9 protein-coding genes are annotated in these 13,675 nt (G+C 44.8%); all 9 read right to left on the bottom strand.

The genetic code is table 11. The features are described from left to right. Position 1 precedes the first annotated feature (1 nt). Positions 2-1,810 carry a monovalent cation/H+ antiporter subunit D gene (locus ACFN7Z_RS15775; protein WP_010325774.1) on the bottom strand — a complete coding sequence of 603 codons (1,809 nt, stop codon included), beginning with the start codon at positions 1,808-1,810 and terminating at the stop codon, positions 2-4. After that, positions 1,810-2,175, bottom strand: a complete 366-nt coding sequence (locus tag ACFN7Z_RS15770) for a Na+/H+ antiporter subunit C (RefSeq protein ID WP_004692695.1) — start codon at positions 2,173-2,175, stop codon at positions 1,810-1,812. The genes ACFN7Z_RS15775 and ACFN7Z_RS15770 overlap by 1 nt, the downstream gene beginning before the upstream one ends. 1 nt (position 2,176) lies before the next feature. Further along, a complete protein-coding gene (locus tag ACFN7Z_RS15765) occupies positions 2,177-5,017 on the bottom strand; it encodes a monovalent cation/H+ antiporter subunit A (protein WP_029574927.1) in 2,841 nt (946 codons plus the stop codon). Between the two features lie 361 nt (positions 5,018-5,378). Continuing rightward, on the bottom strand, positions 5,379-6,743 hold the full coding sequence (locus tag ACFN7Z_RS15760) for an AAA family ATPase (RefSeq protein WP_010325776.1): 1,365 nt from the start codon (positions 6,741-6,743) through the stop codon (positions 5,379-5,381). A gap of 38 nt (positions 6,744-6,781) precedes the next feature. Beyond that, complete coding sequence (locus ACFN7Z_RS15755) at positions 6,782-8,284, bottom strand: AAA family ATPase (protein WP_010325777.1); 1,503 nt, start codon at positions 8,282-8,284, stop codon at positions 6,782-6,784. Positions 8,285-8,295: 11 nt separating this feature from the next. After that, positions 8,296-9,078 (bottom strand): bifunctional phosphoribosyl-AMP cyclohydrolase/phosphoribosyl-ATP diphosphatase HisIE, encoded by a 783-nt coding sequence (hisIE, locus tag ACFN7Z_RS15750; RefSeq protein WP_010325778.1) that lies wholly within the window; start codon positions 9,076-9,078, stop codon positions 8,296-8,298. Between the two features lie 188 nt (positions 9,079-9,266). Beyond that, a complete protein-coding gene (locus tag ACFN7Z_RS15745; protein WP_010325779.1) occupies positions 9,267-10,553 on the bottom strand; it encodes an NAD(P)/FAD-dependent oxidoreductase in 1,287 nt (428 codons plus the stop codon). Positions 10,554-10,814: 261 nt separating this feature from the next. After that, complete coding sequence (locus tag ACFN7Z_RS15740) at positions 10,815-11,891, bottom strand: patatin-like phospholipase family protein (RefSeq protein WP_010325780.1); 1,077 nt, start codon at positions 11,889-11,891, stop codon at positions 10,815-10,817. 162 nt (positions 11,892-12,053) lie between these two features. After that, on the bottom strand, positions 12,054-13,673 hold the full coding sequence (locus tag ACFN7Z_RS15735; RefSeq protein ID WP_010325781.1) for an AarF/ABC1/UbiB kinase family protein: 1,620 nt from the start codon (positions 13,671-13,673) through the stop codon (positions 12,054-12,056). Between the last annotated feature and the right edge of the window lie 2 nt (positions 13,674-13,675).

Genomic DNA, 13,675 nt, shown 5'->3' with positions numbered 1-13,675 from the left:
TTTAAGGCTCCACCATCGGTTGTAGGCTTTCAGCATCGGGATTCACTTTAGCCTGTTGTTGCTGTTGCATTTGGCGTTTTTTGTATTCGGAAATATGTTCGCCTTCCAGTGTTTCTTCTGAAATTAAATATGGAATCAAATGTGCATTTGGATCCACCCGTTCGCCACCATATTTGGTTTCAGGCAAATTTTCACTGTCGAAAGGTTGTACGCTAATGGTTTGCCCATGCTCATCAGTTTTGAGCAAAGTCTGTTCATAGAGCGCATTATTTTGGATCTGCTCAGCCGTTTGGTAAGTGTACTTTTGAATTGGACCTGCAAATACCATATAAGCCATTAAACCTAGCAACAATAGATAAATGGTTTTGTCATTGCGCTTAGGTGCTTGCTCAGGCAAAGCTTGGTACGCGGCATAAGTAGCTTCATCAGGGTTGTCTTCTGGTTTAGTTGCGCGCCAAAAAATCACGAAACCCACACGTGTAAACGCAATAATACTTAATAAACTCACCATTAAAATTGTCACAATCATCAGCAATTGATACGGTGAGTGTGCAGTGGCTTGGAGAATAAACACTTTGCCTAAGAAGCCACTAAAGGGTGGTAAACCTGCCATCATCAAGGCAATAGTGAAATAGGTTAACGCCACCACCTTATGCTGTTTCATTTGCGGTGCAATTTTAAAGTGGTCTTTAAACTCACCACGTTGAGAGGTAATCCAACCACTTAAAATATAGAAAGCTGCCGCAATAATGGTACTGTGCACCAAATAATACAGTGCCGCTGCCCATGCCAAGGTATTGAACAGGGAAATGGCGATTAAAATCGTGCCGACAGAAGACAAAATCATAAAGCCAATGAAACGACGTAAGCGTTCCGCACCCATTGCACCAATCACACCATAGACTGAGGTAATTAAACCAATCGGTAATAGAATGTATTGCAGGATTTCACGGCTAATTGCATCGTCAAATACGGTGCCATTAACACGTAAAATGGCATAAATACCGACTTTGGTCATGATGGTGAACAGGGCTGCTACAGGAGTGGTTGCGACCGCATAGGTTTTTGGTAGCCAAAAACCGACAGGTAGCATGGCTGCTTTAATGCCAAAGACTGTAAATAACAATAGCCCACCAGCAACGGCGATACGATGTTGATCGCCTTCTAACAATGGCATCAGACGTGCAACATCCGCCATATTGAGGCTGCCGACGCTACCATAAATCATGCCAAGGCCAATCAGAAACAGGGCTGATGCCAACAAGTTAATGGTGACATAGTGAATGCCGAGTTGAAAACGCGCTTTGCCTTGACCATGCAGTAACAAAACATAAGAGGCCATCAACAAAATTTCAAAGAATACGAACAGGTTAAATAAGTCGCCTGTCAGGAAGGCACCGGTTAAACCCATCAGTAGGAAATGGCACATGGCATGGAAATAACGGCCACGTTCATCCCATTCTTTACTGGCGAACCACATCACTGGAACAGCCAAGCCGTAGGTTAAAACCAGCATCAGGGCAGACAGTTGATCGAGGACTAAAACAATGCCAAATGGCGCTGCCCATTCGCTCAGGTTATAAACACTGATTTGCCCTGAGCTGGCAAAGATCAGATAGTTGACTGCTGTAAATAAGCCCAACAGGCCAGAGGTATAACTGATGCCTCGACGCCACGGTTGTCGCCAGTCTTGTGCTAAAGAACCTGATCCTGGATTACCCAATAACACCAAAATAAAGGCGGTAATGGCAGGAATTAAAATACTAAAAATTGGGGTGTGTTCTGTCCAAAATTGGATGAAGTCATTCATTATGGCTCATCCTCACGTGGGTCAATTTGTGGTATTTCTTCTTTAGAGTCAACGTGGTCGGTTCCTGTTTCATAACGACTGCGTAAAGCCAGTTGTACAATAAACGCCGTGGTAGCAAAGCCAATCACAATCGCGGTTAACACCAAGGCTTGTGGCAAAGGGTCAGTGGCTTTGCTGGCTTCCGTGAGTACTGCGGGTGCATTAAGTTGAAGTCGCCCCATGGCAAATAAAAATAAATTGACGGCATAACCAATCATGGCCAAGCCAAGTACCACAGGGAAGGTACGGGCACGTAAAATCAGATAGATGCCTGTGGCAGTCAACAGACCAATAGCGGAGGCAAGTAACAGTTCTAAACTAATCATATTAATCCCCCTTTGGTACTGGACCAGACATACTAGAGTGACGCGAGTCCCCGAGTACTGAAATAAGTAGCATGGTCGCACCTACGACCGTGATATAGACCCCGACATCAAACAGTGCAGCCGTCGCTAGGTGCATTTCGCCTAAGATCGGTGGCGACACATAAAAGTGTGCACTGGTGAGGAAGGGACGTCCCCAGAACCATGCGCCTAAGCCTGTTAATCCTGCAATGACCAGACCGGTTCCAATCCAGATTTCATACAAACGACCTGACTTGGCTTTGAGCAGTTGTTCTGCATGATCTTGACCGAGTGCCATGTACTGAATAATCAAGGCCAAAGCGGTAATTAGACCTGCGATAAAACCGCCCCCAGGCAGATTGTGCCCACGCAGGAAGATATACAGGCTAACCACCAAGGCAATCGGTAAAATCCAAGATGCAGTGATACGAAGCATCAATGGCGATGGATTAAAACGGTAGCTGAGACCTTGGGTCATAGTCGTGCCGTGGGTACGCATACCATCCATTAGGCACAGCGCGCCAATGCCTGCAATGCCGAGGACTGTAATTTCACCGAAGGTATCGAAACCACGGAAATCGACCAAAATCACGTTGACCACGTTGGTACCGCCGCCTAATGGAATCGACTGCTGCATGAAGAACCATGAAATGGAGTTGTGATCACGGGTCAAGATGAGCCATGTGATCCATGCAATGCCGAGCCCGCCGCCAATCGCAATCAGGGCATCTCGCCAACGGCGTGAGACACTCGACTCATAGGGAGTGAGTTGTGGTAAAAGTGATAAACTCATCAATAACAGTACGGTGGTGACCACATCGACGGTGATTTGTGTCAAAGCCAAATCAGGTGCAGAGAAGCAGATAAAGACCATAGTCACGACTAAACCAATCGCGCCACTGATCAATACTGCTTTAATCCGTTCGTGGTGGAACCACAACATCATCCAGCACGAAGAGAATAACAGTAGCCATAGTACGATCGCTAAAGCAGGGGCATGGGTGAGTTCACGGGTACCTGTGGTCAGCCCTTGTCCTAAAAATGGAAGTGAGACTACGGCGATACTGAAGATCACAATCCAAAGAATATAGCTTTGTAATTTACCGTTTTCAGTCCAGCGTTTAAATTTGCGTGAGTTGAGCAAAAGTGACTTAAGGAATAAGTCAAAGGCAACTCGACCTTGTAGGCGACCTAAATATGGATCGAGATCAATTTCTCGAATTTTGCCACCCTTCGCTAGACTGAAATAGAAAATCAGACCGCCAATCGATGCAATCAGGCTCATCAATAATGGCATGTTAAAACCATGCCATAGAGCAAGATGTGCGCCTTCAAAGTCCATCACTTGGGTGCTGGCGCGTGCTGTGCTGTTGACGATGTTTTCAACCAAGAGAGCAGGGAATAAGCCGACTAAAATACAGAGAATCGCCAGTAAAGTGGCCGGTGCACGCATGCCAAACGGCGGCTCATGCGCATCCTTGTTCGGAACTTGCTTGCCTAATGGGCCATCGAAGAAAACCCCATGTACCAAACGCACAGAGTAAGCGACTGCAAAAATCCCCGCCAGTGTCGCGACAATCGCGGAGCAGATGAGCACAGGACCAGACAGATTGCTGAGCAGTTCAGTAAAGAACATTTCTTTAGATAAGAAACCGTTGGTCAAGGGTACGCCGGCCATCGATGCTGCAGTGACCATCGTCAAAGTGGCTGTATAAGGCAACAGTTGCCATAACCCACTAAGCTTACGTAAATCACGTGTGCCTGACTCATGATCGATAATACCTGCGATCATGAACAGCGCTGCTTTAAAGGTGGCATGGTTAATAATATGGAAAATAGCCGCAGCCACAGCCAATGGTGATCCGATTCCCAAGAGACACATGATCAAGCCGAGATGGCTGATGGTTGAATAGGCCAATAAACCTTTCAGGTCTTCTTTAAAGATGGCGAAAAATGCAGCCATACACAGGGTAAATAGGCCAATAAAGGTGACCAAATTATGGAACAGTGCCGCACCTGCAAAAATGGGTAACAGTCGTGCCACCAAGAAAATACCCGCTTTTACCATGGTTGCTGAGTGTAAATAAGCAGACACGGGGGTCGGGGCTGCCATCGCGTTGGGTAACCAAAAATGGAATGGAAATTGCGCACTTTTGGTAAAAGCACCGAGTAAAATCAGCAGCAACGTAGGAACAAATAAAGCATGACTTTGAATTTGTGCTGTCATCGTCAAGATTTGATCAATCTCGTAGGTACCTGTGATTTGGCCGAGCAAGATGAAACCACCTAGCATGGCTAATCCGCCCATACCCGTAATGGTCAAGGCCATGCGTGAGCCGCGTTGTGCCGCGTCGTAATTGCTCCAATAACCGACCAAGAGGAAAGAGGAGATACTGGTCAACTCCCAAAAAATGAGGAGTAAAATTAAATTATTGGAGAGTGAAATTCCGAGCATGGCTGCCATGAACAACATGAGCAGTAGATAGAGCTTATTGAGAGAGTTTTTTGGGCCTAAATAAAAATAGGCATAAATATAAATGAGCGTTCCGATGCCACTAATGAGTAAGGCAAAGAGGAGGCCTAATGCGTCTAGACGGAAGCTGAAGTCAATTCCAAGCTGCGGCAACCATGACCACGACTGCGTAATGACAGCGCCATTAAACACCTCTCGTGCTTGGGTCAGTAATAAGCCTAAACTTGTCATACTGACCCCAACAGCTGCGAAGGCGGTTAGCCTACGTGAGCTCTGCTTCAGTAATGAGACAAGGGTTGTGCCAAGTATTAACGGTAACAATATAATAATCGGTAGCACACTCGTTTCCATTGTCGTGAATAGGTCAAAACCTATTGGTGAATCTCATCTTTCAAGGATTACAGGACTGCAAAGAGCAGCCCAAGAGTCTCAATCTTGAAAGCCAATGTGAAATTTAAAAATAATGAAGTTGTGTTGCGCAACTCATGAAGCGTTATAGCAAAATCCGATTTCAGTTAGAAATTTGCAAGTAAAACCGATCATATAACATGACTAAAACAACATCAATCTTTTTTGCGCTGACGCAAAACATTATACGCGTGATGGTTGTTTCTTGGTGGGTGGCAGGTACTTTCTCAGTGCAAGAAATGTAAAAAAGCGACCATTGGTCGCCTGTTTTTGAGGGTTGAAATAGATATGCTTATGAAGCAGGCTAAGTTAATGGATTTGCCGATGAAGCATCATCTTCAGCACTGAGTAAAGCAATCAAATGCTGTTGCTGTTCGGGAGAAAGCTGCTGTTGAATCTGTGTGAATAATTCAGCCACACTTAAATCTTGGGGTTCAGCCGCAATCGGTTCGGTGCTTCCACTCATCGCTTCATGATTGGCAAGGTTTTGGTAAATTACATCGAACTGATGTTGCAGTGGTTCGAGTTGGATCGGACTTAATTGCTTATTTTCCAGTTTGAGGCATTGAAACTCACTGGCTTGTTCCAGCAACTCACTTCGGTTGCCTGAGGCGATAATTTGTAGTCGAGGAAAAGCCTGATTTAAACGTTTTAAAATGACTTGCGCCATATTTTGATCCAATTGATGATCAATCGCATCAATTAATAGTACGCCGTCACCTTCTAAACAAGGGAACAGGCTTTCAGGGTTGAGTAGGCATAAACGTCGCACAATATCGCCAACGAGCGCCACCCAGTTGCGGATACTATTGGAAAGCTGTTGATAGAGCATGCTGTTGCCATGGTAGCGCACCATCAGTTGTAACTTGGGATGATATTGCAGATAAAGATCTTCTATTTCGGGCAGAACGGTTGCTAACGCTTGCTTGAGTGCTTGTAGGCTGGGCGACTGGATATGTGCTTGAGCCTGAGCCAGTTTATAGCTTAAGGGAATATCGGGTGGCATGCTTTTGGGCTGATGCAATATCGTTTGTAAAAACTGTGCAGTTTGCGCATTTTCAATATCGCTGATTTCACGAAACCACTCAAAGAAGCGCGCAAAGGTGGTATAGGGAATAGCTGAAATTTCATAGGCATGTGCATGTTGGAAAATCAGGGGATTGTTCTTGCTGAGAATATTCATCTCATTGACAAAACGTTCCGCAGGATAATACGCAATCAACGGTAAACCTTGCAGCGGATCTTGTAACGTTGCTTGCTGATATAGATTGACCAGTTGTTCGAGTTCTAATGTTTCAACTCGGCTGATGCCAATGCCTTGTTGGTTTAAGGTTTTGTAAAGTTGCCATGTATAGGGTTCGGGCGCAGTATCGGCTGCCGTAGGTTTGAGAGCATACAACTCAGCGGGCACAGCAACTTGAATATCAATTTTGGACTGTAGGCGGTTCAGCATAATGTCGTGATCTAACATCACCACACCTGCAGAGCGTAAATCTTTATAACGGGCCGCAAACCAAGTCAGAGCCTGATAGCTAAAACGTAAGATTGAGGTCTTGCCTGAGGCTTGATCGCCTAAAATTAAAGTGACGGGTTTATCGTGATAAGAAAAATCGACTTTAAGGTCAGCAAAATGCAGGATGTGTTTCAGGTGAATCGATTGAATTTTCATAGAACACCCGCAGCGGTTGTGACTATTTTTACATTCGACTATCCAGCAACTTTACGTAATGAGCTTGGCATTTGTTTTTTCAGCTGTTGCATCAGATCGTAAATGTGATGGATATTTAAACTTACTTTAGCACGTGTACAGGCCACGTAAAGCAGTCTTAACTCTTCATCACTAATTTTATGGTCTTTGTCATTGACCTTAAACTGATAATCATCTTCGATGTGAACGCGGTTCCATTCTAAGCCTTTGGCTTTGTGTGCGGTGGAAATAATATAATCCGCTTGTTCAATCGGCGTAATCTTCGCGAGGGCTTTTTTGAGTGGATCGGTGCCATGATCATCTACCAATTTTACTAAAGGCTTGATGTCACTGCCGTCATTGGTTTCGCAATATTCATGTACATCATGCCAAGAATTAAACCAGGCCAGTTCCGGCACATCGGTGACGCGCTTGCCTTGTTTGAGCATTGCCGCAGCATCGACAAAGCGGTTCAGTTTGACATGGTCGGCTTGTAGGCTGACTTTGTCACCATGGACCAATCCTGAAAGCAACAGTTCCATAGCGCGCGCATTGGTGCGACATAAAATCGCATCGTGCATTTTGGTATGAGGTTTGTTGACCACTTTGGAGTTGAGCAGAGGATTACCCATGAGTGGTACGTTTTCATTCAAGGCGCCTAAAATGGCATTGGCATGCAATGCAATCTCTTCACCAAAACGGAACGAGGTGGTGAGACGGGATTCAGGTAATGGCAGTTGTTGCATGGCATTGACTGCGCCGCGCCATGCATAAATCTGTTGGTGTGCATCTCCGACATAGATCACTTGTGTATTACGCTGCTTCAGTAAGATGCCCAACATCAGTGGGTCAGCATCTTGTGCTTCATCAAACAACACATAGTCACTTGGGATATTGGGTTCAGACAACGCCCACAGTTTTAAATAAATGTCGTGACCAATCCCAGCTTGATGATTGGGATCGATGGACTCTAACCAACGACGTTCAATGGCAGGGTAGAGGTGCTTTTGTAATGAATCGATATCATCGGGATGTAACCAACTCGGTGCTTGTAAATGTCGCGGTGCAGGATACTGAGAACTGGTTGAACAGAAGTGACTCACAGCATTCGCCACAAGGCTGGCCAAGCGTGAGGGCATCAATACATATTTTTCATAACGTCCACCCATCATCCGTCTTAGGGTGATGGGTTCAAGACGGTATTCTTTGGCGATAAAACTCGGACTTAAACGAGGCAGACGAAGTTTGTCGGTCACTCCACGTGGAACACTGCGAAAAGCGAGCGAGTGGAAAGTACGGCAGTCGACATTGCCATGAAACTTCGTTTGCGCTTCGCTGGCAATGGCTTTGTTGAACGCTAAATACATGCCACGTCTTTGTGGCATGGCATCGCTAATCATTTGCAGGGTAGTGGTTTTACCTGTGCCTGCATAGGCAATTACTTTAAACGATTTGCCCAGACGCGCGTTATCAATAGCAATGGCTTGCTCATAAGTCGCGCTCGGTTTGATGATATTTGACACAGGCAATAAACTTAGTGGCTGCGGTTGGCTTTTTCAAGCAAACCAGAAAGCCCTTGACGACGTGCCAATTCATTGAGAACCACTTGAGGATCTAAGTCGAAATAACCTAAAACCACAATCGTATGGAACCAAAGATCCGCCACTTCATAGATCAAATCATTTTTATGGTCTTCATTGGCTTCAGACTTAAAGTCTTTCGCAGCAATCACTGTCTCAATCGCTTCTTCACCGACTTTTTCTAAAATTTTGTTGAGACCTTTGTGATACAGCTTCGCGACATAAGACGAGTCTGGATCCGCTGCTTTACGCTCAGCCATCATTTGACCGAGGTAGGATAAAACTTCAACTTGCTCAGACTGCACCGTTGAGGCATTCATTACCAATGTATGTGGGTTGGTTGATTTTTCACCATAAATTGCGTTCGGGTCTTTGAGTTGTGCATCCACTATTTCCCAGCCATTTGGCGTGAGTTTACGGTAGAAGCACGATTCGCGACCTGTGTGACAGGCAATTCCGCCGTGTTGTTCAATTTGCAGCACAATTACATCGGCATCGCAGTCGAGACGAATTTCGTGCACGGTTTGGAAATGTCCAGACTCTTCGCCTTTGTGCCATAACTTATTGCGTGAACGAGAGAAATATACGGCTTGGTTTTTCTCAGCCGTCAAAGCCAAAGCTTCACGGTTCATCCATGCAACCATCAAGACACGTCCCGTTTGGTGATGCTGTGCAATGGCAGGGACTAAACCTTGTTCGTTAAATTTTACTTCATCGAGCCATTGCAAATTGTTCATAAGATTTCACCAAGCGAATAAATATTGAGAGTGTTACGATATTAACGTAGCGCGCTATAGTCTACGTGATTTAAACAGAATAGAGGAGAAACTTTCTACAGTTATCTCACAGTGGCTTAATAATGTATTTTAGAAATTCAACTATCCGTTACCCATCCAAAGCGGATGAAGATGATTGTCGTTGCATTCTACACAGAATGATTGTTTTGTTTTGCAATATCCCGATAGTTCATTTGACTGAACATGCCTAATTTTAAACCTGAAATCGTCACCGCCATTTCTTTACGGAAATAGGGAATTCGATACATCCAAGCAAAGCTTAAATCACGTAAACCACCTGCCCACCATAGGTCAGATTGGTAAAGTGGTGTGAGTAAACGACTTAAAAATTGATAGAACGCCGTGGAACTTTGACGGTGTTGATGATACGTTTGCCAGAGTTGAACATAATCAATGTTTTCATTTTTTCTTGCGCTTTGAACCGCTTGCCCTAAAGCCCATGCATCTAGAAGGGCCATATTTGCACCTTGCCCCAATTGTGGACTCATGGCATGTGCTGCATCACCCATGACACCGATACGACCCTCACCAAACTTAGACAGCACCACATCACGATAATTTGCCGTCAACCATTGTGATTTTTGTTCAGGCTGGGCAATGACTTGTTCTAACCAATCCGCAGCAGGCTTCCAACGCTTAGACACTTGGTTTAACCAGTCAGAATGCGCTTGTGAATTGTGTAGAAAGTTATTTAGCTGATGGCTTGGAAGACTCCAAAATACACTCGACAGTCTTTGCTTGGGTTCATGTGGCACTGTACCTGTCGGTAAGATGCCCATCATGATTTTAGAGCGATCATGAAACTGATGTAAAATTTCTGTGTCTAATTCAAGACATTCGGGAACAATTGTCCATTTGGCTCCCCAAGGATAAGCTTGATCAACCTTTACCCATTCTTTCGGTCTTAAAAAGCTGCGTGCGCCATTGGCAATGATCACAGCATCAAAAGCTTGATCAAATGATTCACCATCTTTACTACCCAAAACTCGGACTTGATCGGATGTTTCTTCTAATTTTTGAATGTCGGTATTCATTTGCCAAGTAATGAGTGCAGGATATTCGCGGCATTTATTTTCTAAAACATGACATAACGTTGCTCGATGAATCCCTACACCATAAAAATCAGGATGCGCTTGTTGATAATGGCTATTGACCAGTAAATTTCCACTCGGCAACTGACCTTTAAGCCCAGTGACTTTTGCACCCAGTCTTAAAACTTCATCTAAAAGGCCTAAATGCTCAAAAACAGCTAAACCAGAGGGCTGTAGTAACAGTCCTGCTCCGACAGGTTCAAGTTCTGAGGCTTTCTCTAAAATACTGACTTGAATATTTTGTCGAGCCAGTAAAATCGCAGTGGCTAATCCTGCGGTTCCTGCACCAATAATGGCGAAGTGGGGTGGGTGATTAGAAATCATAGATCGAATGATTTAACCATTGTCTAAAATGAATTCATAACGAATATCATCCGATTTTTTTAATTGGTCGATGTTGATTTGAATGGAATCCTCTAACGAGCTTGCAATAATACTTTTTTCCCATGATTCATTTTGTAATTCAATAATTTGAGCATACTTTTCTTGTTCACTTGAAATTATTGTTAGCATAGAAAAAATGTAATCTCGATTTTTCTTTATTTGGTCAGATTAAACAAGATTACATTCATGCGCAAATTTTGTTTATAAATCTTGTATGACCTGTGCAAAATGCTGTTTTTCCACCATTTCCAAGAACTCATCGCCTAAGCGCTGACTTTCAGAAATACATTGGTTCCACATTTGAATGCGCTGTTTTTGGTCGAGCCCTTTGAGTGTGAAATCTTTACGATCGGGCAGGCGTCCTAAAGGTAAGCTCTGTAAATAGTCTTGGGATGGGGACAATAGCAGCGTACGGGCTTGATTTTCAGGATTGGCGTGACGTTTAAACAGCTTATCAAACCAACCGGGCGTAATGCTGTCCGTAAAGTGTGGATAAAGCACAATGCCTTGACTCTCAAAAGGCAGATCGATGTGATAGTCAATCAGACCACCATCGCGATAACTGCCTTGTGGCGCATCTGGAATATCGCGAATTGCGGCCATCACGCCTGGAATAGAGGCTGAAGCAATCAGCCAAGGCAGAACGTTTGCAGTGGTGAGACTGTGATAATGAGTGAGGAAATCATCTTCCACTTTAAATTGTTTACCATTGCTGGGCTGACTAATTACCCGTTGCATAAAGTGGCGACTATGCTTTCGCGAAACAGCGGTTGTGCCGATGATACCTGCCACAGAGGCCAATAGCGGGAGAACTTGGTCACTTTGGAAGATGTGCTGTGCTTTAATCGACAGCACTGTGAGGTGGTAATCGGGATGATTGACCAATTCCGCTTCTTTGCCTTGCACCAAGTCGAGCAGCATGCCACGGCAAATATCACTGACTTCTTGACGCTGCATTTTTTTGTCAAAATAGAGGTTGGTATAGAGTTCACCTAAACGTTCGGTACCTGCTTTCGCACCGTGCGCTAAGATGCTCGCAAAGCGCCAACTGCCAATGGATGAACCAATCAACGTTCGTCTTTGCGGTGCACGAGCAAAGAATTCACCAAAAATGGCTTGGTCTAAACCTTGAATCCCGATGCCTTTGGGCCCACCTGCGGCACCGGGTACAATATCGACCTGTTCAGCTTGTAAGCCTTCACTTTGAATGAGTTGACGTGCTAATTTACCTGCACGAATGCTTAAAGCGGGAGGGTGTTTTTGCAGGATTTGAGTCATCGTGATCATTCAAAATAGACAATATGTATTGTCATTTTAACTGGCGAGAGAGCGAGCGCATTGGCAAAAGTGATCCAAGAATGACTTGGGAGTCACTTCCTACATAAAACCTAAACATAAAAAAGCCTGAGAGACTCAGGCTTTTAATACAGCAGAAAGCGTCTATTTAAACACGCGCCACACCGCCAGTAAGCTGGTGAGTACAATTAAAATCACTGAAATAAACCAAGGCGAGATAATCGCAATCGACAGCAAAATGGCCATGAGACTGCCAAAAATCCAACTGCGTTTTTGCTGATGCTCCATTTGTAGGCGCATACTTTGCAGTTCATTGAGCTGTTTAGCATGCCAAGCTGATTGGTTTTTGAGACCATTTAAGCTATCGACCAACAGCGTTGGGAAGTCTTGCGCCCCTAAAAGTAAGTCCGGAATTTTTTGTCCTAACTCTTTTAGGTTCTTTTGTGGATTCATTTGCGCTTTGATCCAATCGGTCAGGATTGGCTTAGCTAGGCTCCAAATGTCCAGCTCCGGGTAAAGGTCAGTCCCTAAACCTTCAACATGTACGAGGGTTTTAAGCAGCAGCATCAGTTGTGGCGGAATTTCCAAATGGAAGCGTCGTGCAATATCCATCACTTGAATCAAAATGCCCGCGAAGTCCAATTCATGCATGGGTTTGGACACCATTGGCCCGACCGTGCGACGCATTTCACGTGCTAGTGCATCTTGGTCTGTGCCCGGTGGAATCCAACCAGCTTGATGCACGATTTGAATCAGTTGCATAAAGTCGCTGTTCATGACCGCAAGCAGCATACGTGCCACGGTCATTTGGTCGTGCTTCGACAACTCACCCATAATGGCACAGTCTAGTGCAATATAGCGGGGTTGGCTTGGGTTTAGTGTTTCAACGAAGACATTGCCCGGATGCATGTCGGCATGGAAAAAGTTGTCACGGAAGACTTGGGTAAAGAAAATGGTTAAGCCTTTTTCCGCCAGATCTTTACGATCCATCCCCAGCTTTTCAAAGGTTTCAATGTCTGAAATGGGAACGCCCGTAATGCGTTCAGCCACCATCACGTCTTTGCTATCCATATAGACTTCAGGCACATACATCATGCTTGAGCCTGTAAAGTAATGGCGCATACGACGGGTATTGTCGGCTTCTAAGGTCAAATCCAGTTCATTTAAGATGACCTGACGATAGTCCTGAATAATTTCAGATAAGTGTAGTGCACGCGCGGCTTCTAGGCGTTTTTCAAGAAAATCGCCCAACCATTCTAAAATTTCAAAGTCTTGTAAAATTTGACTACGAATAGCGGGACGGGTGACTTTCACCACCACTTCGCGACCATCATGTAAAGCGGCTGTATGTACTTGAGCAATTGAGGCTGCTGCCAAGGGTTGATCGTCGAAGCGTGCAAACAGCGTATTTACATCGGCTTTCAATGAGTCTTGAATACGCATTTTCGCGACATCAGAACCAAAGGGTTTGACACGGTCTTGGAGTAGAACCAGTTGTTGTAGTACTTCAGGTGGAATTAGGTCACGACGAGTAGACAGCAGTTGTCCCATTTTAATCGTCAGTGGTCCCATTTCCTCTAAAGCTTGTTTGAGCTTCAGTGGGTTTTTACGTTCACGACTGGACCATGCCGCAGGGTGCATACGAATTACACCCAGCGCATGACGCGCTTTTTCAGGTAATTCTTCCGCAGGAAACAACGTGTCGAGTCTATAGTGCGCGGCAATGCGCCAAAGTTCGAGTAAACGTGAAACGTGCGGAATCATAT

Origin of the sequence: Acinetobacter sp. P1332 (assembly GCF_044057475.1) — a bacterium.
Classification (GTDB): Bacteria; Pseudomonadota; Gammaproteobacteria; order Pseudomonadales; family Moraxellaceae; genus Acinetobacter; species Acinetobacter johnsonii.
The sequence above is the reverse complement of the archived record's forward strand: the minus strand, read 5'-3'. Positions and strand labels throughout refer to the sequence as shown.